This window comes from Clostridium sp. (assembly GCF_034179595.1).
Lineage (GTDB): Bacteria > Bacillota > Clostridia > Clostridiales > Clostridiaceae > Clostridium.
This window is the reverse complement of sequence record NZ_JAXFPT010000074.1, coordinates 38,732-60,965: the sequence shown is the minus strand read 5'-3', so window position 1 is coordinate 60,965 and position 22,234 is coordinate 38,732. Positions and strand designations below refer to the sequence as shown.

Genomic DNA, 22,234 nt, shown 5'->3' with positions numbered 1-22,234 from the left:
CCATACTATATTATTAAATAACCATATCATTGTACATTTCTATATTCTCACCATTAACGTTTGTCATTTTTATTACTCTTAGCTCAGTTTTTTTTAAAACCTTAGCAGGTATACCTACAGCTGTTGAATTAATTATAACATCTTTTAGTACAACTGAATTAGCTCCAATTTTTACATTATCACCAATTGTAATAGCTCCTAAAACTTTAGCTCCAGCTCCTATTACGACATTATTTCCAACAGTTGGATGTCTCTTTCCTTTTTCTTTTCCAGTCCCCCCTAAAGTTACGCCATGATATATAGTTACATTGTCTCCAATTTCAGATGTTTCTCCAATTACTACTCCCATACCATGGTCAATAAATAGTCCTTTTCCAATTTTTGCACCTGGATGTATTTCTATCCCTGTAAAAAATCTACTTAATTGAGATATCAATCTTGATAAGAAAAACCATTTTTTTGTATATAGTTTATGAGCTATTCTATATGCTATTAAAGCATGAACAGATGGATATAAAAAGAATACTTCTATCTTACTTTTCGCTGCTGGATCTTCTTGTAATATTCTATTTAAATCATATCTTAAATTTTTAAACACAGCGTTTCCTCCTTTAAGTTTAGGCATTAGCTTTTTAAAGTTTTATAGTAGAATTTATTATTCATACAATCCCATTGATATATATTTTTCTCCGCCATCTGGAGCTATTGCAAGAACTTTTTTACCTGCACCAATTTCTTTTGCAATTTCAATTGCTGTAAATATGGCACTACCTGCTGATACACCAACTAGTATACCTTCATTAACTGCAAAATCTTTTGCAGCTTTAAATGCTTCTTCATCACTTACAACTCTTATTTCATCAACATATTCTGGTTTATATATTGAAGGAACAAATCCTGCTCCTATTCCTTGTATTTTGTGAGGACCTGGTTTTCCTCCGCTTAATACTTGTGAATTTTTAGGTTCTACTGCAACAGTCTTAATACCTTTTATCTTTTCTTTTAAGTGTTTAGATATACCTGTGATTGTTCCACCTGTTCCAACACTTGCAACAAATACATCTAAATCTGGAATATCATTTACTATTTCTTTTGCTGTAGTTTCATAATGCTTTTCTGGGTTTGCTATATTTTCGAATTGTTGTGGCATGAAATAACCATCTTGCTTTGAAAGTTCTGTTGCCTTTTCAATTGCACCTTTCATCCCCTTAGTTCCTTCAGTTAATACAAGTTCTGCTCCATAAGCTTGAATTAATGCTCTTCTTTCTTTACTCATAGTATCTGGCATAACTATTATAACTTTGTATCCTTTTAATTTTCCTATCATAGCAAGTGCAATACCTGTATTACCACTTGTTGGTTCAACTATAACTGAACCTTTTTTTAATAAACCTAATTCTTCTGCTTTTTCAATCATTCCAAGTGCTGCTCTATCTTTTACACTTCCACTAGCATTGAACTTTTCAAGTTTTACATATACATCCGCACTATTTTCACCTAAATCTTTCATTTTAAGTATAGGTGTATTTCCTATCATTTCTAAACTACTTTTGTAAATCATAATAATACCTCCCAAAAATTGCCTAAGGCTTTAATTTTATTTGTAATATATATTGATAATTAACAAACTATAAAATTCCAAATATATAATTATTTTATATTTTGTTAATTATCACTTTTTATACATTTTGGATATAAAAAAACTCCATCTCTAAAAATATAGAGACGAAGTGATATTTTCGCGGTTCCACTCTAATTGAATTAGCTATAAAAAACTAATTCCACTTAAATTCAAGTACAAAATATACTTTATCACTATAACGGGTGAACCCGGATAGGCCTACTACACTTTCAGCACTTCAACTCTAAAGGGCACTTCATATATATTCTTGATGAAAAGTTCTCAGCTACCTTTTCTCTCTGTAATCTTCCTATATACTACTTTCCTTTTTCATAGTCTTTAATTCTGAGTAAATTTGTAAGGTTTATATTAATATTATATGCTTTTATAAATTATTGTCAATACTTTTTTAATTAGTATAAAATATTTAAATTATTATAAAAAATCATGATTCCTATATTTTAAATTTTATTTTTTCTTCCATGCTGGATATAAATATTCATCTATAATGTCATGAATTATTACTATACCTATTAATTTTTCTTCTTCATCAACTACCGGAACTGATAAAAGATCATATTTATTAGCAAGTTCTATAGCTTGACCAATATCATCTTCATGCTTTAATAGATTTAAATTAGTATCCATTATATCTCTTAACTTATTTTCTCCAGGACTTAATATTAGTTCTCTAAGTGAAACCATACCTTGAATTTTTTCCATATTATCAGTTACATAAATATAATACATAACTTCTTCATCTGGCTTCATTTCCTTTAATATATCAACTGTCTCTTTAACAGTAACATCTAAATTTAAAGAAATGAAATCTTTTGCCATTATACTACCGACTGTTTCATCTTCATATTCTAAAAGTTCTTTAACTTCATCGGCATCTTCTTTTTCAAGATTAACAAGTATTTTTTCTCTTTCCTCTTCATCAAGTTCATCTAAAAGGTCTGCGATTTCATCACTTGGCATATTTTCTAAAAGTTCTGCTGCTTTACTTTCTGATAATTCCTTAATTATAGTTCCTTTAAATTCTTGATCTAATTCTTCTAAAGTATCTGCTGCTAAATCTTCATCTAATGATTCAAATACTTGCTTTCTTGACTTACTATCAAGTTCTTCTAAGATATCTGCAAGGTCTGCTGGATGAAGTTTAGATAACTTTTTATATGGTATTTGTAATTTTAAGTTGTTATTAATCATTTCTAATGATTCAACATCATCCCACATAAGTACTGTATCATCATAATTTTTACCTAAGATTTTATAAATAAATTTAGCAAGCCAACCGATTCCCATTCTTCTATACTTTGCAAGTGGCCCTGTCTCTACAGCTACTACTCTATATTCACCTGCAATCTTTGCAATTCTTAAATCATCAACTCTAACGACTTGCTTACCATTTATATCTACTATTTTCTTATCTAAAAGATGCTTAGATAAAAGATAACTATAAGTTCTTGGAAGTATTTCTTTACTTCCTTTTGTTTTTATGACTATTTTTCCTCCATCATCATAAAAACTTATATCTCTAAATTCATAATTATATACGACTCCATCTTTTTTAAGCCTATAGCCAATAATTCTTGGATATCCTTCTTCAGTTGTAACATAAACATCCTTTAATATACCAAGATTATATCCAAATTCATCGTATATTTTTTTACATAATATATTTGTGTATAAAAAAACTGTCAATTGCTTCATAATTACACTCCTCCTAATTGCCTTAGAGAGATAGTTCTAAATGAATGCATAATTTTTGACAGTAAAAAATTATCTATTAGTAATTAAATAGAGGCCTATACTCTAAGACATGTTATTGAGTTTTGGTTTCTCACCTAACTGAGGTCCACCCTCCATTTAAAAACACCACCCTTAATTTTAAAATCTATAAATTAATAACAATAAAAAAGGCTTTGTCTAAAACAAAACCATAAATAGTTTTATAAATAAAAAAACTTCTATAATTCTATTATATTATATTCCTCTTAAAAGGCAATATTTTTTAACTAACTAATAAAAAATACATATTTATATCATATTTTATTAAATGTATTTAAAGAGTTATTTATAACAAACAATAATAATATTTCACTTATTATACAATATGGGAATATCCATACTTTAAACATGATTAGCATATTTTCAATAATCATAAATCCTAAAACAGTCATTGTTATAATTATTCCCGTTTTATTACTATTTGGTTTATCTAAAAAGACTGCACCACCTAACAAAAGTATTCCAATTATAAATATTAAAATATCCTTTATTATATTCTCATTATTTAATACTATAAAATATCCTAGTGAGGCATCAAGTTTTATAGTTCCTTCTATTTTATATATAAATATTAGATATATAAAAAACATAATAGTCGCTATACCATAAATTCTATTAAAATTTATATTATCAAATCTAAGATAAATATAATATAAATTAAGAATAATAACTGGTATTATTAAGTAATCTAAATATATAAAATTCTTAAGAACATATATTATCTCAATGTTTTTTATTATACACATAAATATCAATGCTAAATTTTTAATAAACAGTACTATAAGGGATAATCCTAAAAAAATCCTTATTTTCTTAGGAGCCTTATTTCTGTCCTTATCTATTAAAAATATTATAAAAAAAAGTATAAATAACAAACTCATATAGTATATAAGGTTCATAAACTATTCACTCCTAAACCATATTTCTGTTATTTATACTTATTAAAATTTATTTAGGTTTATTCCTTTAACCCTAAAACTTCTATTCCGCCTTTTATACATTGAACTCTTAGTGGAAATTCTGGCCCCTTTTCTCCATCTATATCAGTAACTATATCTTCATCACACTCAATTAAAATATCATTTGTTTTAAAGTATACAACTTTTTCTGAATCTAGATGATCTCCCCTTAAAACTTTTAAGAAAAGAGGTAAAAGTTCAATTAATGGTACTGCCTTAAATAAAATTAAATCAAGCATTCCATCTTGTGCATCAGCTTTTGTTGCTAGATTTAAGTTTCCTGCAGTTTTTCCATTAAATAATAGTAATAAATACATTTCACCATTGTAATTATATTCTTTTGATGTTATGTTAACTTTAAGTTTTCTAAAATTAGGTAATTCTTCTAGCCCCTTAATATAATACGCTAACTTTCCTATAGCATTTTTAAGATGTACATCTGTTTTTTGTGATACATCTGTAAAAAGCCCTGTACTTGCTACATTTATAAAATATTTATCATTAATTTTACCTATATCTATTGGCTTAGGTTTTGATTTAACTATTCTTTCACAAGCCTTTGTTACATTTTGAGGCATGTCTATAAACTTTCCAAAATCATTTGCAGTTCCAACTGGTAATATTGCTATTGGAAGCTTTATGCCTTTTTTCATCATAGCATTTAAAACTGAATCTACAGTTCCATCCCCTCCGGCTATAAGTATATAAGCATAACTTTTATCAATACATTCTAGTGCCTCATCTATTGCCCTACCACGTTCTATTCTGTAGGGAACTATTTTATATCCATGTTTTTGGTGAATTTTTATAACATTATCTAGCTCACTTACTATAGCATTTTCTCCTGAATATGGATTATAAATAAAACGTACCTTTTGCATTATTACTTTCCTCCTTATGATAGAACTAACTTATATTATACAATTGCTTTTTTATCATGTCCAATTATAAATTATCCCTATATTGTTTATAATAACTTACCTTAACTTTTTCTTAAATCTCATTTAGACCTTATATTATATTAATTTGTATGCTATAATAACTTACTGTAAGTTATTTAACATTTTTAGGAGTGATTGTATGAGAAAAAGTTGTATTCCTAACATATTTACATTTATTAATCTATCATGCGGAATACTATCAATTTTATCAATATTAAATGGACAATCTAGGTATTATCAAGCTGCTTTATTAATATTACTCGCTGGATTAGTAGACAGATATGACGGAAGAATTGCTAGATATTTAAAAGTTACAAGTGATCTTGGAAAAGAATTAGATTCTTTAGCAGATCTTGTATCATTTGGTGTCGCTCCTTCATTACTAATCTTCACATTATTTAATTTAGGAGAATTTGGTCCATTAGGAATTATAGGTTATATAATACTTTTAGCGTTCCCAATTTGCGGAGCATATAGATTAGCAAGATATAATACAACTGAATTTGATGGTGTATTTAGAGGTATACCAATTACAATAGCTGGCTGTTTTATGGCTGTTTTTGCAATTTTAGCTGCTTATATAAAAGCTGAAAATATAAGTGTAATAATACCTATAGTATTAATGATTTTAGGATCTTACTTAATGGTAAGTAATTTGAGATTAAAGAAATTATAAGAGACTTTTAACCTAGATTTTAATCTAGGTTATTTTTTTCATCCCCTTCATCTCTTTTAGGTGGTGATTGATTGAAAAATTTAAGTTCATTATCTATTTCAGTTTGTATTGTTCCTTTAACTTCTTCTTTTATCTTTCCACTTTTATAATTTGCAATAACTATGTCATTTTTAAGTTTTATATATTTTAAGTAACTATCTTGATATTTATCCATCATTTTAAGTATTTCATCTATATCAGTTCCAATATTATCAGCTCTAGCTATAGCTCTTTCTACCTCTTTAGATTTACGTCCATATATTGTATTAAGTTCAGAAGCTCCAGCTACTAAAAGTCTATAAGAATTAACATATGAGCTTAATAAACTTGATAATCTTGTAAGATCTTCAAAGTGAGATATCATTATTTTTTCATACATATAAAATTCCTCTCAAAATAAATTATTTAAAAAAGTAACTGGTACTTTAAAAAGCACCAGTTACTTTTTTATTTACAAGTCATGTCTTTTGAGTATTCCTCATCTAATTCAGACCATTTTTCATTATCTAAATGAAATTCCTTATTAGAATTTATAGACTTTTCACAACTATACTTTTTATTGCTACCACATGACTCTTTAGATTTTTCTTTTTTATTTCTATAACAATTATCCAATTCTATAAATCTATCAAATTCAAGATTTGCTCTTTCATTAACATTAAAGAAGAAATCTCCATCTGGATACACATAATGTAACATGCTTGCCTCCTTAACTATTTGACTTTACAGTATGGCTTAAAGTAAGATCTATCATACTTACATAATGGACATACAATAGGTGCTTCTTTTCCTTCATGAATATATCCACAATTCATACATTGCCAATAGCTTTCCGTATCTGATTTAAACATGCTATCGTTTCTTATTTTTTCACAAAGAGCTAGAAATCTCTTTTTATGAGACTCTTCAACTTCTTGTAATTCTTTATAGAATTTTGCTATTTCTTCAAAGCCTTCCTCCATAGCAACCCTTTCGAATCCTTTATAAATACTTTCACTTTCTTCATTTTCAAAGTAAGCGGAATTTGCCAAATTTTCTTCGGTACTGTCTACTTTGCAAAGATACCTTTTAAAGACTTCTCTTGAATGAGCATATTCATTTGATGCTGTTTCATCAAATATTTCTCCAACCCATCTGTAGCCCTCTTCCCTTGCTTTTTCTGCATAAAGACTGTATTTACTTCTTGCTCTGGATTCACCAGCAAAAGTTTTGTAAAGATTTTTTTCTGTTTTACTTCCCTTTAACTTCAACTTATACTCCTAGATAATACTTGTTATATATTTAATCTATTCTTTTCTAATTTATTTTGTTACCTTCTAATATAGCAACCTTACCATTATCGCATAATAAAGTAAAATTTTCACCATTTCTATCTTTAGTATTTAACTTAACTTTATAACCCCAAAGGCTTCCTAGATATCTTAATGTTTCTTTTGCATAAGATAATTCTAGCTCTCTTCCATCAAATACATGTTCTAAAGTTAAAGTATAATCTTTCTTATTTAAATCTATAACTCTTATATGAGGTATTCCTCCTACCCCTAATGTAGCTGCTAGATTATCTCTAATGCTTTCCCATCCCCTATCATCAGATACTTCTTCAACTACAAAATCAAAGCTTCTCTTTCCATATTGGAATAAATTAAGCTCCTCACAAAGTTCTTTAGTTAGATATCTTCTTATAAATGATGTATCTCTTTCTAATGCTCTAACTTCAAATACCTTTTCTCTACCATATCTTTTGTCTAAATCCATAAATATCTTAAATCCTATATAATATGGATTTAGCCCTCCAGGTATAGGAGCAACTACATCATTATGTCTTTTTAAGAATTCAAGATAAAGTTCTTCTGAAAGACCAAGACTCTTTAAAATATTATAATGACAGAAACATGCCCAACCTTCATTCATAGTCTTAGTTTCTATTTGAGGCATAAAATATTCAGTTTCTCTTTTAACTATTCTTAAAATATTTTTTTCCCACTCTTCTAAATTTCCATATTTTATAATAAATCCAACCACGTCATCTCTAGGCTCTAAAGGAATTTTATCAACCTCTGGTGGCTCTATTTTCTGATCTTTATCTAAAAATTCTCTATTTGATATCTTATTTTTATAATCCTGTATTCTTCTTTCTCTTATTTCTTCATCATCAAGTTCTTTAACTCCAATGCTTCTGCCTATACTATATCTTATAGCATGAGCTGCATCTAATATCTTTTCAACCTTGCTATATCCTATAGTAGGATTGTTTATATATCCCCTTATTATCTCTGAATCTAATTTAAACATTTCAAGAACTCTATTTGCATTTGTTGCTTCTTTAAATAATCTATTATTTTTAAAGAAATCATTATGTCCATAAACGTGAGCCATTGTTAAAATTTGAAGCAGTAAAGTATTATCTTTCATAAGATATGCTAAGCAAGGATTACAGTTTATTACCATTTCATATGGTAATCCTGTTAGATTTAATGAGTATAGAGTTTTATTTTTTTCATAAGCTTTTCCATAACTCCAGTGAGGATATTTTGATGGCATTCCTACATACGCTTCATATCCTATCATTTCATTAAAACCTATTATCTCAAATTCTTGAGGATAGTAATCTAATCCTAGAGCTTTGGCTTTTTCTTCTATTTTGTCATTCCAGACTTCTAAATCTTTTAAATTATATTCCAAAACAATCTACTCCTCCTTCATCTCCTTGCTAAGCATAAGCTTTAATGCTTCCCATAGATCCTTTTTCTCTTTAACAATTACAGGTACAAAATTCTTTTCATTAATCTCTTTTTTGAACCTATAATACATTGTTGTTGAATATGTTGATGGAAGTAATTCCGCATATCCAAACATATTACTAGTTTTGCATAAATCTTTTACTGCTTTCATTGCTTTTTCATTATCCTCAGTCCAGTTATCTCCATCACTTGCATATACAGGATATATATTCCACATATCTTTTGGATACTTTTCTTTTATTAAATCTAAAGCAAGATTTATTCCACTTGATATATAAGTTCCTCCTGATTCTGCCTTATGGAAGAATTCATATTCATTTACTCTTTTTGCAACTGTTGTATGAGATATAAATTCAAAAGCTAAGTTATCATATTTTCTTCTTAAGAATCTAGATAATACAAAGAAGAATGATCTTGCAAGATATTTCTTTGTACTATCCATTGATCCTGAAACGTCCATTATAAAGACCATAACTGCGTTACTTTCTCTTTTTGGTTTTTGTTTAACCCTATAAAATCTTAAGTCATCTTCTCTAAATGGGAACCTTGCAATTTTAGCATCTTCTTCTGATGCTCCGGCTTCAATTAATGCACGTTTTTTTCCTTGTTTTCTTGCAATTTTAGTCATTACAGTCTTCTTTTTAGCAAGTCTAGGTCTTATACCATACTTTTGATATCCGTCTCTTCTACCTGCACTTTCTGATATTATTTCAGAATACTTTTTCTTATCTAAGTTTGGTAAATCTAGATCTTCTGCAATATAGTCAAGTAATTCGTCTAATGTTATTTCTGTATCATAGATATCATCACCTTCTGAATTACCTGCACCTTTATTTCCTTGCCCTTTACCTTGCCCTGGTTTTCCACTTCCTATTTTATCTCCACGCTTTTCTTCTCCAGTTCCTGTTGCAACTCCTTTAGAGTTTCTACCATAAACAAACTGATATTCTTTAATTCCCCTTATAGGAATTTTAAACTTTTTATTTTTTCCTTGTCCTATAATGCTTTCTTCTGATAAAATATCACCTAAATTTTCTTTAATGGATTTTTCAACTAACTGCCTATGTCTTCTTCTGTCTTCAATAGATCTATCATGATCTACTGGATTTATTGTATTATCTCTAAAGATTGCCATAATCTTTTAATTAATCCTTCCATAGATTATTAGCAGCATATTTTAAGATTACATCACAGCAGTGTAGACAATAACCATTATTTTGCATTTCTTCTACCATAGCATTATATTTTTCAGTTTGCTCTTTATCTCTAACTCTTGATTTTGTAATGATTCTTGAAAGATCCTTAACTGATGCCATAAGTTTCTTTTCTATAGCTTCTTTTATAGGTTCATAAGATGTATAATCTATAACTCCACCATTTCTAACTAGATAGAACATATAAGATGTAACATCTGCTCTAAATCCTTTAGCTGATGATTCTGAAACTCCGATTTGTTCTTCTATACTTCTCATGAATTCTTCATCTGGATTTAATTCTTCTCCAGTTGAGCTATCTTTTATTTTACTCTTATTTACAAATGCTTCTGCGTTATCAATATAATTATTAAATAAACTTTCAGCTTGTTCTCTGAATGAGTGTATAAATGATTTTGTAATTTCTTTTTCTAAAATCTTATTATATTCTTTTCTTATTGTGTCTTGGATAAATCCTAGATATCTCTTCTTATCATCTGAACCGATATCTAATTCCTTAACAGATTTAATTATGCTTTCCATAATGCTAAGTGGATTTATACAGTTAAATTCTGAATTTGAAAGGGCATTATCAATAGCCTTAACTATAAATCTTGTAGAAATACCCTTCATACCTTCATATGAACCAGCTTCTTCTCTAAGTTCACTTATATCAATTCTCTTAGTTGATCCTTTTTCAACGATTTCTTCTCCATTATAAATCTTAAGCTTAGTCATTGGATCTACTTTATTTGATGGAGTAAGTCTTGATAAGATAGCAAACATTGCAGCTATTTCTATAGTATGAGGTGCAATATGAGCATTGAAATTACTCTTCTTTAATATCTTTTCATAAATCTTTACTTCTTCATCTAATTCTAAGCAATAAGGAACTTCAATCTTAACAATTCTATCTAAAATAGCTTCATTAGTATGGTCAGCTTTAAACTTGTTCCATTCTGCTTCATTTGAGTGAGCAACAATTACACCATCAAAATAAATCATTGAACCTTTACCAGGTGATGGAACTGATTTTTCTTGTGTAGCAGTAATAATTGTATGAAGATATTCAACATCATTTTTAAATACTTCTATAAATTCAACCATACCTCTATTACCAACATTAAATGCTCCATTTAATGAGAATATTCTTGGGTCATCTTCTGGGTACATATCCATTTTAGAAATATCAATTGATCCAGTAAGAATTGATGTATCTTGGTTATTTGGATCAACTGGTGGTACAACCCCAATTCCTTTTCTTGATCTGATTGAGAAACCTTTTTTCTCTATAGGCATTTCTTCATATTTACCATCGTATTCATGTAATAATCTATACTTACATACTGGGCAAAGATCACCTTCTATTTTAACTCCTAAAAGATGTTCAAATTCTGGTCTTAAATGTTTTGGAATTAAATGAAGTGGTTCTTCATGCATTGGACATCCCTTGATACTATAAATAGATTCACTACCTTCTAATGCTTTCTTCAATGATTCAACAAGTGATGATTTACCAGCACCAACTGGTCCAACAAGATAAAGCACTTGTCTTGCTTCTTCACCTTGCATAGCTGCTGAATGGAAATAGTTCATTAATTTCATCAATACTTTATCGATACCAAAGAAATTATCCTTAAAAAATCCATATTGTCTTATAGCGTCATTTCCATATATTTTTTTAACTCTTGGATTATCTTCAGCTTTTAATACTTCAACGCCATCTTTCATGATAGTGTCATAAAGTCTTTTATGAGCTAATTTTGTAACATCTGGATTTTGTTTGATTATTTCTAAATAATCTAAAAAAGTACCATTAAATTTTTCTTTGCCTCTACTTTCTCTATCACTTTCAATAAATTCTTTAAAATTCATAAACTCCCCTCCCTTTGTTTAAAATATATTCACTTTACAACCTTCTCTATGACAAAAAAAAAGAATTAGAAAAAATTTTTTCTAATTCTTTTTGATGATTATTTAGTTAATCTCCTCTAAATACCTTATTCCAAAACCCTTATATTAAATCTTAAATTTTGAGATTTATTTAAATGTACGAGGAACAAATTCATCTCCCTTAGCTTTTGGGTCACCAAAAACTGCTTTTGTACTTTCTGTTTGTGGATCATGATCTATGTGCTTTTTTCTATTATTTTTTTTGCTTCCCATAAAAATATCACCTCAATAATAGTTTGTATATCTTTTAAATATATTATTCTTAATATACTTTTCCTTAATTTCTATTTTTATAATCAATTTGACTTATATGTTAACTACTATTATGATTTTGTTATTAAAATAATTAAAACTAAAGAGGTAATTTAATGAATGAACAATACTTTGAAACTCTTCTTAATATAAAGACAAGTGGAAAACAAGACTTAGATGAAACTTCTATTCATTACAATAGATATGAACCAACTGAATATTCATCTTTAGACAAGTTTTTTAAAGAATATAAGCTAAATTCTAATGACTCTATTGTAGACTTTGGATGTGGTAAAGGAAGACTTAACTTCTATATAAATCATTTTTTTGATTTAACTGTTACTGGAATAGAAATGAATCATTACTTTTATAAAGAAGCCCTTAACAATAAGACTAATTATCTAGCTAAACATAAAAAAAATCCAGATAATATTAATTTTTATTGTTCTCTTGCAGAGGATTATAAAATAAAGCCTAATGATAATATATTTTATTTCTTTAACCCATTTTCAATCCAAATATTTATGAAGGTACTAGAAAATATTTTGATCTCTGTAGAAGAAAGCAAAAGAATAGTAGACTTAATACTTTATTATCCTTCTGATGATTATATATTTTTCTTAGAAAACTATACATTTTTTATGTTATTTAAAGAAATTAGACTTGAAAATTTTAAAAACGATAATAGAGAAAGATTTTTAATATACAGACTTACTTATATATAAAAAGGCTCCCTATAGGGAGCCTTTTTAACTATACACTTATAAAATTATTTAATATACATTCTACCTTTTTACCTTCATCTACGTATAAATCTTCCATGAAGTATGATTCATCTTTTTTAGAAAAGTATACAGTTATAAAATCACTATCATCATTAGATATGGATTTTATTTTTATGTTATTAATATCTGAATATTTATAATTATTATATTCATAAGTATCTATAAACCTTATTAGATTCATAAATATAACTCTTCTGTTGGTAAACACAAGTAATCTATTTCCAATAGTATCTTTAAATGTACGTGAATAATCTATAGCTTCTTTCTTAGATGCTACATACCATCCATAACTTCCATCACTAAAACGTGAATTATTTTTTTCATTTGTTATTGGAACAAGTAAAATTACCTTTTCTTCTCTTTTTAATATATTAAATATCTTGTTTATAACATTACCTATTATATTTTTTCTATTATCATTTGAATCTATAAGTGATTTTATATCTTTTGTTTCATTAAAATTATTAATTATCTCTCTATAACTAATACTCATAAACATCACTTCCATTTTTCAATATAATAATATTATATTTTTAATATAGGTTTTTTATAATAAGTTAGTTACATATTTTTTTCTGAATTTTTTCTTTTATATAAGCTTATAAATATAAGTAAAATCACTCCAATAACAGTAAATATTACTCCAGTTCTTAAGAAAGGTGTTTTATATGTTAACTCTACACTATGCTTACCAGATTTTATATTAACTCCTAAGAAAGCTTCATTTACTCTAAGTGTCTTTACTTCTTTTCCATCTATTTTTACATTCCAACCTCTAGAATATGGTATTTGGAATGTAAGTATTCCGTCTACTTTTGAATCTATATTACCTACTACTTTTTTATCTGAAATACTTTCTATATTAAAACTATTTTCACTAAGCTTTTTAATTTCATCATTGTATTCTTCAATAGGTAAATTTAAAACCTTTAATGATTTATAATCATATTCTCCAGCTTTATCAAAAGTTAAAGTTATAGAATCTCCACTTTTTATATTTTTGTAATATCCTAAATTATAGAATAAATCACTCATTTTAAAATATCCTGAGGCATCTAATGTATCTGGATTTTCAAAGTTTTTATCTATATTCTTATAAGATACAGTTATATTAAAGTAATCTCCTGCACTTGTATTTTTAAGCTTTCTTATTAAGAATTTACGCTTATCTTTGCCATTATTATAATCTTCCACTTCTTTTTGCGTTCTTAATCCATTTTGCAATTGTGTAAATTGTAAATCATTTATATTTACAAATAAATTTCCCTTTTGAGTTTCATTTTCCTTAATATTTAAAACAACTTTCTCATTTGGTTTTGAAACTATAATCTTATTACCTTCAATTTTTGCTGTACTATTTTTAGTATCAAAAGATATTTCTTTTAAATTTGAAGGTATACTTTCTACATTACCTTTTACATCTTTTGAATCAACATTTGCACAATATAATAATGCTTCTTCTCTTTGAAGACCATCTAAATTATTATAAGTATCTTCATTCATAACCTTTGAATAAACAAAGCCAAATGGTAATACATTTTTATTTTCATATACTGCAAATTTTCCATTACTGTATATTTTCTTTACTGATGGATCAAATCTTGGATCTTTATTATCTTTACTTATATAGTATTTAACCCCCATTATACTGCTAACTATAGGTCTATTATCAAAATTAATAATTGGACTGTTTGGAGTAAATGCTCTATTATTTAAATCTTTAGAAAATTTAGCCATATATCCATTAGTTATTGAAAGATATGAATCTATTCCGTTGTAATTTAATACAAATGAATTATTTCTAGTCTTGCTACGGGATATATTATCAGCTTTTGCAATTCTATAGAAGCTTTTATCATTATCTTTAATATAATTTTGTACTCCTCCAAATGAATCAGTATAATATGATAAGGCTTTATTTTTATCGAAAAATTCTTCAACATAACCGTTTCCTTTATCATCATATCTATAAAAATTATTAACTATTATACTTAAAGAAAGTAGTACTAATAAACATGTAAAAATATTTTTATTTTTTAATCTTTCTTTATTTGATTTCCTCATATAATTAAAAATAAATATAAGTGTAATAATTCCTAATATGACATTAGGATATACATTATTTGAAAAAATACTAAATATTGAATTTAAAACTCCAAGAACTACAAAAACCATAATTATAATTAAACTAATAATTATATCCTTTTTATTTATTTCTTTTAAGTTATCAAATCCTACAGCTATTATGATGCTTGCAAGGAACATAAATGCAAATGTCCATCTATTTGATACAGAACCAAAACCATTCATTCCTAGCCCAACAAGTGGTATTAAAATCATTATAGTAAAAATAATTAACATATAAAAATATGTCTTATATCTCTTTCTAAGCCTAATAAATAAAGGAAGCAACATATATGTAAGTATTGGACATGTAATTATTGTCCAGAAAGGATAACTTCCACTTGATACACATGAATATAATAAACTTAAATAATATCCAATTGGATATATTAATAATGTTTTATGTGGATCAGATACAATTCTAGATGATGTAAATATCGCATATAAAGTTGGAAGCAACACAATACAAGACATTAAAATACCTATAAATAAATAAACAAATAAATCTAAAAAATATTTCTTAAATTTTATTTTACGTATATCTTTTAATTCAATAAATCTTAATAATGCATAAATAATTGCTATTATTGCAATCATATACGAAAAATAAAAATTAGAAATCATTGTTATTGCAACAATAATTGAGAATAAATATTTTCTTTTATTTTCTAATATGTATTCAATACAAATAAATACAAGCGGTAATATTATTAATGGATTTATAAAATATGGATGTCTTATTGCTGTCATCATTACAAATCCTGAAAAAGCATATGAAATAGCTCCTAATATACTTGCTTCACTTGAAAATTTCATTTTTCTACTATAGAAAATGAAAGCTAATCCAACACAATATAATCTAAGTACTATTAATAAAGTAAATGCAAGTTGTAATTTTTTCATTGGAAATAATAATGATAAATATGCAAATGGATCTCCTAAAATATAATAAGAATACGTTCCTATGATATCATTACCATAAGCTATATTCCATGACCACTCCGGAATCCCCCTTAAAGGATGCTTAATAAAATTTCTAACTACTTCATTAAAATTATATAAAATAGAAAAATGCTGATTAATACCATCACTATTCCATAATAATGTTTTGCCAGCTTTTATGAATATAAGATAATATAAACAAAATATTATAGCAAAAGTTATTGTGTAAATAACTATTGGTGACTTTTTGGTTGATTTTAAGTTATTCAAAAATAATCCTCCTTTATTTAAATCTATTATTTAATAATATCAAGATTATTGAATTAAATAACAAACATTAATAAATTATTTAAAATTTTAAATGATTTTTAAAATTTTACGGATGTAGAATTTTATGTTTTATAAATTTTGCGTAATCCTTAGTTATAACTAAAAGGTCTATAGGACCTCCACAAGTTGCAATTCCAGTATTAAATCTCTGTGTTTTTATAGTTAAATCAATCATAAATTCTGCAAAATCCATCCCATCTTTTAATTGCATAAATTTCCAATCAACTTTCATACTTTTACTTGATGCCATCAAATTAACTAATGCATCTGTTTCTCCATTCCATGATGCACCAGAAGCTATCTTGTCATTATTTAAATTAGGTCTTATAACTTCCTTATTATTAATATTATAAACATATTGCTCATCATTATAATATCCACAAACATGATAAGTAACTCCATTACCATGCTTTTCTTGAGTATATTTTACTAACTTATAAACCACATCTTTAATATTATCTTCTTCTTTAATTTCATCTATTTCAAAGCTTCTTATAAAATCTCCTACAGATTTTCCTCCTATTGCAGCATCACCACAGCAAGATATTCCGATCGTATTATTTTTTATTAGAAATAATTTTTGAGAATTATCACTTAAAATACGTCTGTCTCTAGTTCCATCAGGATGTACTGTTAATCCTGTTAATCTACTATCTGCAGCCATTGCAATTCCTTCTGGTATAAATACTGTTGCTATTATTGACATATCTCTACTACTCCTTTTTAAATAACTTTCTTTTTTAAAATGAATTTATTAGTTTTAATAATTCTTCTCCATATTTTTCGAATTTTTTCTCACCCATACCTCTTATATTCATAAGATCTTCTTGAACTTTAGGTTTTTTATTTGATATATCTATAAGTGTAGAATCTGAGAAAATTATATATGGTCTAATATTTTCTTTAACAGCTTTAATTCTTCTCCATGATTTTAACGCATTATATAATTCTTTATTTATTATTTCATCTTCACTCTTTATAGGGTTCATAAAAACTTTTTCTTCTGACTTTAAAACTTTAATAGATCTATTATTCAATACAAGCATTGAATATGTTCCTGGCTTTAAATTAACATATCCTAAATCTATTAAACCTTTTATTAAATCCTTTATAAACTTAGAACTAAATTCTTTCATAAGAGAAAAAGTTGTAATTTTATCTAAATTGTATTGAATAATCTTTGGTCCTTTTATTCCTCTTAATATATCAACTAAAACTGATATACCAAATTTTTCTCTAGTCCTAAATACAGTTGATAAAATTATTTGTGCCTCTCTTGTAAAGTCTCTAATATCATCTCTATTTAAACAATTAGTACAATTATTGCAAAAACTCATTTTATATTTATTATTGAAATATTTTAATATAAATTCTCTATAACAATCATGTGTTTCTGCATAATCAACCATAGCTTGAAGCTTACGAAGTGCTATCTCTCTTCTATTTATTCCACTACTTTTATTTATTAAAAACTCAACTCTTCTAATATCATCCCTTAAATAAAAAAGATAACAATCACAGCTTTCTCCATCTCGCCCACCTCTACCAATTTCTTGATAGTAAGTTTCTAAGTTTTTAGGAATAGTAACATGAACTATAAATCTTATATTAGACTTATCTATTCCCATTCCAAAAGCATTAGTTGCTATCATTACATTCTTTTTTTCAAAAAGAAAATCCTCTTGCGATTTATCCTTATCTTCATCTTTCATCCCTGCATGATATTTAAGTACACTATATCCTAAATAATTTAATCTATCATAAATAATTTCAACTTCTTTTCTTGATGCACAATAAACTATTCCAGATTCATCTTCATGAGATTTTATTATAGTTTTAAGTTCTTCTTCTTTATCTATTTCTTTTAAAACCTCTATTTTTAAATTTGGCCTATTTATATCTCCTAAATACATATACGGATTTTTAAGTCCTAACAAATCAATAGAATCTTTTCTAACTTCTTCTGTTGCAGTAGCTGTAAAAGCTGAAATAACTGGTCTATTTTTTAACTTTTCATAAAAAGGCTTTATATATCTATAACTTTTTCTAAAATCATGGCCCCATTCAGATACACAATGTGCTTCATCTATTGCTATATGAGATATATTTAAATCTAAAATCATATTTCTAAAATAATTAGATTCTAGTCTTTCAGGTGCTATATATATAAGTTTATACATTCCAAGTGATGCATCTTTTAATATCTCTTTTATTTCATCATTTTTTAAACTACTATTTATGTAAACCCCAGATATACCACTTTCTCTTAAAGCATCAACTTGATCTTTCATAAGAGAGATAAGGGGGGAAATAACTAATGTAATGCCCTCAAAAAGAATTGCTGGAATTTGATAACATATAGATTTTCCTCCACCTGTTGGCATAAGACAAAAAACATCTCTTTTATTTAAAATTGTATTTATTATATCTAATTGCCCTACTCTAAAACTTTCATATCCATAAAACTTTTTAAGAGCATGATATGCTTTTTGAGTATTATTCATATTCATCCCTCTCTTTTTAACCTAAGTTAATTATACATTATTCCACGTAAATCTTAAAATTTATTAACTAAGTTTAAATGTCTCCAAATATTTTATTCTATATACTAAATAAGCTATAATTCCCTTTAACATACTAGATAAGGCAATGCTAAGCCATATGCCATTTACCCCTATATATTTTATAAAAACTAATGCCATGGGAATTCTAAAAACTGTAAAAATTATACTTATAGTTGAAGGTATCTTTGGCATACCTATCCCTGAAAATAAGCCATTTGAAATCATTTCTATAGCAGAAAAAATTTGAACAAATCCTATTATTTGAAGATATCTACTTGCTATTAATATTGTCTTTTCAGAGCTTATAAAAATCTTAACTAAATAACTTGGAAATAATATAAATATAATACTTATTAAAAATGCATAAATCATACCTAATTTTAATGCAGACTTATATCCTTGATTTATCCTATCATATTTCTTTGCTCCAAAATTTTGTCCAACAAAACTTGCAACAGCTGAATTTAATCCCCCAATAGCCATATAAGTTATAGATTCAATCTGAACCCCTATTTTTTGAGCAGCTATTGCATCTGATCCAAAAATAGCTATTATCTTAGCAATAATAATATTTACAAGAGTAAATAACACTCTTTGAAATGCCATAGGAAAACCAAGCCTCACTATTTCTAAGCTATACTTTTTATCTACTCCAACTTTAAAATCAAAATTAAATAACCCATTAGAATTTAATCTAAAAAGTAAAAATACTATAATATTTGAAATCAAAGTAGCAATCCCTACACCAAGTACCCCTAACTTCATTACATAAATAAATAGAGGATCTAATATTATATTTAAAATTATGCCTATACTATTTATCTTTAATGCACTTTTATTATTTCCAAAACTTCCAAACACTCTTGTATATACTGAATTAAAGAATGCAAAAAACATCATAGGAGCACTAATTAATAAATATAAATATGCTTCTCTTTCAACATAACTATTATTAATTCCTAAAAAATTTATAAACACTTTCCCGAAAAGTAAATTTGCAAGTATATAAACAATTCCAATTAATAAATTTATAAATATTCCTGCATTTATATATTTCTTAATTCCTTCACTATCCATCTCACCTATCACATGAGAAACCTTTATACCTGTTCCAATTACAACTAATGAATTTATAGAGTATCCAAGCCCAGTATAAAAACTTGCTGATCCAACGCTTGCAACAGCATCACTTCCTAAGCCTCCAACCCAAAACATATCAATTAAATTATAAGCAAATTGCAAAAATGAACTTCCCATTACAGGTAACGTTAATGCTATTAAGACTTTTGTGACATTTCCTTTAGTTAAATCTACATTTTTCATCTTTCTATTTTCCTCACAAAAAATACTTCATGTATTTAAGATTAATTTAAATTAAAATCTATCTTATTATTTTTAATTCTATCTACTAAATTTAAAACTTTCTCTTCTATTAATTTTGCAGTTTTTATAAATTCTTCTTCACTCTTTCCAGTAGGATCATCTATTCCCCAATCCTCAATATGCTTTGCAGGTAAATATGGACATACAACATTGCATCCCATTTTAATAACTATATCAACTTCTGGAATATCACTTAATAGCTTTGAATACTGAGTTTTATTCATATCAATATTATATAACTTTTTAATTACAGAAACTGCATCTTGATTTATATTAGGTTTAGTTTCAGTTCCTGCAGAATAACTTAAAAATACATCTTTACCATATAAATTTCCTAAAGCCTCTGCCATTTGAGATCTACATGAATTATGCACACATATAAATGCAACTTTTAATTTCATAAAAATTCCCCCTATATTACTTATCTTTTTTCTTTTTACAAATACAATCATCTTTATCTGATGTTATGTTAATTAAAAATTCTGCTAATCTTTTTGTATTTTCATAATTTAAACTATAATAATTCCAAATACCTTCTTTTCTTGCAATTACAAGTTCACACTCGATTAAAACTTTCATATGATGTGATAATGTTGGTTGAGTAAAATTAAAATTTTCTAATATATCACAAGCACATTTTTCTCCACAAGATAGTATATCTAAAATTTTAAGTCTATTTGGATCACCTAATGCCTTGAAAATTTTAGCATTATCATTATAATCATTTTTCATTTCTTCACCTCCTTATATAGATATTTATCTATATATACTATGATAAACTTTTATATATTGTCAATAATAATCATATTTCTATAATATAAACAAAAACTTCTACTTTTATATAAAATTTATTCTAAATAATGAACATTTTTATTTACTTTTATGTTATAATTTTACATATATTGGTATTTAAGGAGGTATTTATGAATAAAAAAACTACTATTATAAATGGAATTTTGATTTTCGTTGCATTGTTTGGACTTAAATTTGCACGTCCTATAATTGCACCAAATCTAACTGAGAGTATAAATAAAGAATGGGGAATAAATCTACCTACCCCGTCAGAAAAATCAAAGATTGAAACTCTAGAAGAAAATAACAATGAAAATTCTTTATATAAACTTACTTATGATAATGATTCTGATTTAGAAAAGGTAAAGTTATCATTAAATTGGTGCTTTAAAAATGATACAAAAGATTCTATTCCTGTTGATATAATGGAAGTTATAAAAAAGGATAGCGAGAATTCTAGATATTTTTATAAAAGAGAAAATGATAATATGATTGCACTTTCATTAGAAAACAATGTATTAACTGTTTATCAAACTAACAAAAATAAACCTTTCAATATTAGTTTAAAGCTTCAAAATCTAATTTAACATAAAAAGCGTAGTAAATTAAATTTACTACGCTTTTCTTAAATGTATTTTATTTAATTCATGCAATAAAAAGATAAAATTTACTATAAAAACATATGTAATCCATAAGCTAAAGTTATACTTATGCCAAAATACTGTATTCATTAGCTTAATATTATCTCCAATAGGATGCCATTCACTTACCTTTAAAATCAATGTGTCATTTTCATTTATTTCATCTTCAATAAACTCTCCCTTAACTAAAAAATCAACATATTTATTTTCTCCTAAGTTAAATGTAGATATTTCATTATAAGGAAGATTGCCTATAAGATTAATCTTTGAATAATCTATTTGCCTTATGCCATTTATACTTGCATATGATTTTACATAAGCTGCACCTTTTATAATATTTGGTGTATCAGATCCATCACTATATTGTATAATTAGATTTACTTTGCTTTTATCAAAATCTGTTGAATTACATTCCTTTTTATATGGTAGAAAAGGAACTATAAAAAGTATAATTAATAACAATACACTTAAAATAGTTTTTTTCACTAAAAAGCTCCTTTATAA

Annotated in this window: 23 protein-coding genes and 1 other annotated feature; of the genes, 3 read left to right on the top strand and 20 right to left on the bottom strand. The window is 26.4% G+C overall.

Annotation, left to right across the window (positions count from 1 at the left end; genetic code table 11):
* Positions 1 to 13: 13 nt before the first annotated feature.
* The 5 genes from epsC to SPJ33_RS09395 all read right to left on the bottom strand — a co-directional run bounded on the left by epsC (position 14) and on the right by SPJ33_RS09395 (position 5,255).
* Entirely contained in the window at positions 14 to 598 is a 585-nt protein-coding gene (gene epsC, locus SPJ33_RS09415; protein ID WP_321117709.1) for a serine O-acetyltransferase EpsC, read from the bottom strand.
* Positions 599 to 655: 57 nt separating this feature from the next.
* Positions 656 to 1,561: a cysteine synthase A gene (cysK, locus tag SPJ33_RS09410; RefSeq protein WP_321117708.1), complete on the bottom strand. Its 906-nt coding sequence runs from the start codon at positions 1,559 to 1,561 to the stop codon at positions 656 to 658.
* Between the two features lie 157 nt (positions 1,562 to 1,718).
* Positions 1,719 to 1,964 (bottom strand) — a binding site (T-box leader).
* A gap of 125 nt (positions 1,965 to 2,089) precedes the next feature.
* The gene (locus tag SPJ33_RS09405) at positions 2,090 to 3,337 is read right to left on the bottom strand and encodes a magnesium transporter MgtE N-terminal domain-containing protein (protein WP_321117707.1); all 1,248 of its coding nucleotides are present in this window, start codon (positions 3,335 to 3,337) and stop codon (positions 2,090 to 2,092) included.
* Positions 3,338 to 3,669: 332 nt separating this feature from the next.
* Positions 3,670 to 4,005 carry a hypothetical protein gene (locus SPJ33_RS09400; protein ID WP_321117706.1) on the bottom strand — a complete coding sequence of 112 codons (336 nt, stop codon included), beginning with the start codon at positions 4,003 to 4,005 and terminating at the stop codon, positions 3,670 to 3,672.
* Positions 4,006 to 4,373: 368 nt separating this feature from the next.
* Positions 4,374 to 5,255 (bottom strand): YegS/Rv2252/BmrU family lipid kinase, encoded by an 882-nt coding sequence (locus SPJ33_RS09395; RefSeq protein ID WP_321117705.1) that lies wholly within the window; start codon positions 5,253 to 5,255, stop codon positions 4,374 to 4,376.
* Positions 5,256 to 5,454: 199 nt separating this feature from the next.
* Between SPJ33_RS09395 and pssA the strand changes: the two genes are divergently transcribed.
* The gene (gene pssA, locus SPJ33_RS09390) at positions 5,455 to 5,991 is read left to right on the top strand and encodes a CDP-diacylglycerol--serine O-phosphatidyltransferase (protein ID WP_321117704.1); all 537 of its coding nucleotides are present in this window, start codon (positions 5,455 to 5,457) and stop codon (positions 5,989 to 5,991) included.
* Between the two features lie 19 nt (positions 5,992 to 6,010).
* On the opposite strand, the gene SPJ33_RS09385 is transcribed toward pssA, so the two are convergent.
* The 7 genes from SPJ33_RS09385 to SPJ33_RS09355 all read right to left on the bottom strand — a co-directional run bounded on the left by SPJ33_RS09385 (position 6,011) and on the right by SPJ33_RS09355 (position 12,130).
* The gene (locus tag SPJ33_RS09385; protein ID WP_321117703.1) at positions 6,011 to 6,409 is read right to left on the bottom strand and encodes a hypothetical protein; all 399 of its coding nucleotides are present in this window, start codon (positions 6,407 to 6,409) and stop codon (positions 6,011 to 6,013) included.
* 68 nt (positions 6,410 to 6,477) lie between these two features.
* Positions 6,478 to 6,729 (bottom strand): hypothetical protein, encoded by a 252-nt coding sequence (locus SPJ33_RS09380; RefSeq protein ID WP_321117702.1) that lies wholly within the window; start codon positions 6,727 to 6,729, stop codon positions 6,478 to 6,480.
* 14 nt (positions 6,730 to 6,743) lie between these two features.
* Positions 6,744 to 7,280, bottom strand: coding sequence for a rubrerythrin family protein (locus SPJ33_RS09375; RefSeq protein ID WP_321117701.1), 537 nt, complete (start codon positions 7,278 to 7,280; stop codon positions 6,744 to 6,746).
* Between the two features lie 46 nt (positions 7,281 to 7,326).
* Positions 7,327 to 8,712, bottom strand: coding sequence for a SpoVR family protein (locus tag SPJ33_RS09370; protein ID WP_321117700.1), 1,386 nt, complete (start codon positions 8,710 to 8,712; stop codon positions 7,327 to 7,329).
* Positions 8,713 to 8,718: 6 nt separating this feature from the next.
* Entirely contained in the window at positions 8,719 to 9,906 is a 1,188-nt protein-coding gene (gene yhbH, locus SPJ33_RS09365) for a sporulation protein YhbH (RefSeq protein ID WP_321117699.1), read from the bottom strand.
* Positions 9,907 to 9,916: 10 nt separating this feature from the next.
* The gene (locus SPJ33_RS09360; RefSeq protein WP_321117698.1) at positions 9,917 to 11,839 is read right to left on the bottom strand and encodes a PrkA family serine protein kinase; all 1,923 of its coding nucleotides are present in this window, start codon (positions 11,837 to 11,839) and stop codon (positions 9,917 to 9,919) included.
* Positions 11,840 to 12,004: 165 nt separating this feature from the next.
* Positions 12,005 to 12,130 carry a CPC_1213 family protein gene (locus SPJ33_RS09355; protein WP_321117697.1) on the bottom strand — a complete coding sequence of 42 codons (126 nt, stop codon included), beginning with the start codon at positions 12,128 to 12,130 and terminating at the stop codon, positions 12,005 to 12,007.
* Between the two features lie 155 nt (positions 12,131 to 12,285).
* On the opposite strand from SPJ33_RS09355, the gene SPJ33_RS09350 reads away from it, so the two are divergent.
* Entirely contained in the window at positions 12,286 to 12,894 is a 609-nt protein-coding gene (locus tag SPJ33_RS09350; RefSeq protein WP_321117696.1) for a methyltransferase, read from the top strand.
* Positions 12,895 to 12,922: 28 nt separating this feature from the next.
* On the opposite strand, the gene SPJ33_RS09345 is transcribed toward SPJ33_RS09350, so the two are convergent.
* From SPJ33_RS09345 to SPJ33_RS09315, 7 genes are all read right to left on the bottom strand, one after another.
* A complete protein-coding gene (locus SPJ33_RS09345; RefSeq protein WP_321117695.1) occupies positions 12,923 to 13,447 on the bottom strand; it encodes a hypothetical protein in 525 nt (174 codons plus the stop codon).
* A gap of 68 nt (positions 13,448 to 13,515) precedes the next feature.
* Positions 13,516 to 16,290: a YfhO family protein gene (locus SPJ33_RS09340; protein WP_321117694.1), complete on the bottom strand. Its 2,775-nt coding sequence runs from the start codon at positions 16,288 to 16,290 to the stop codon at positions 13,516 to 13,518.
* Between the two features lie 106 nt (positions 16,291 to 16,396).
* The gene (locus SPJ33_RS09335) at positions 16,397 to 17,056 is read right to left on the bottom strand and encodes a hypothetical protein (protein ID WP_321117693.1); all 660 of its coding nucleotides are present in this window, start codon (positions 17,054 to 17,056) and stop codon (positions 16,397 to 16,399) included.
* A gap of 34 nt (positions 17,057 to 17,090) precedes the next feature.
* Positions 17,091 to 18,854: a DNA helicase RecQ gene (gene recQ / locus SPJ33_RS09330; protein ID WP_321117692.1), complete on the bottom strand. Its 1,764-nt coding sequence runs from the start codon at positions 18,852 to 18,854 to the stop codon at positions 17,091 to 17,093.
* A gap of 63 nt (positions 18,855 to 18,917) precedes the next feature.
* The gene (locus SPJ33_RS09325; RefSeq protein WP_321117691.1) at positions 18,918 to 20,237 is read right to left on the bottom strand and encodes an MATE family efflux transporter; all 1,320 of its coding nucleotides are present in this window, start codon (positions 20,235 to 20,237) and stop codon (positions 18,918 to 18,920) included.
* A gap of 41 nt (positions 20,238 to 20,278) precedes the next feature.
* Positions 20,279 to 20,698, bottom strand: a complete 420-nt coding sequence (locus tag SPJ33_RS09320) for an arsenate reductase ArsC (RefSeq protein ID WP_321117690.1) — start codon at positions 20,696 to 20,698, stop codon at positions 20,279 to 20,281.
* A gap of 16 nt (positions 20,699 to 20,714) precedes the next feature.
* Positions 20,715 to 21,029 (bottom strand): metalloregulator ArsR/SmtB family transcription factor, encoded by a 315-nt coding sequence (locus SPJ33_RS09315; protein ID WP_321117689.1) that lies wholly within the window; start codon positions 21,027 to 21,029, stop codon positions 20,715 to 20,717.
* A gap of 191 nt (positions 21,030 to 21,220) precedes the next feature.
* On the opposite strand from SPJ33_RS09315, the gene SPJ33_RS09310 reads away from it, so the two are divergent.
* Positions 21,221 to 21,676 (top strand): hypothetical protein, encoded by a 456-nt coding sequence (locus tag SPJ33_RS09310; RefSeq protein WP_321117688.1) that lies wholly within the window; start codon positions 21,221 to 21,223, stop codon positions 21,674 to 21,676.
* Between the two features lie 27 nt (positions 21,677 to 21,703).
* On the opposite strand, the gene SPJ33_RS09305 is transcribed toward SPJ33_RS09310, so the two are convergent.
* Positions 21,704 to 22,216: a hypothetical protein gene (locus SPJ33_RS09305; RefSeq protein ID WP_321117687.1), complete on the bottom strand. Its 513-nt coding sequence runs from the start codon at positions 22,214 to 22,216 to the stop codon at positions 21,704 to 21,706.
* Positions 22,217 to 22,234: the final 18 nt, after the last annotated feature.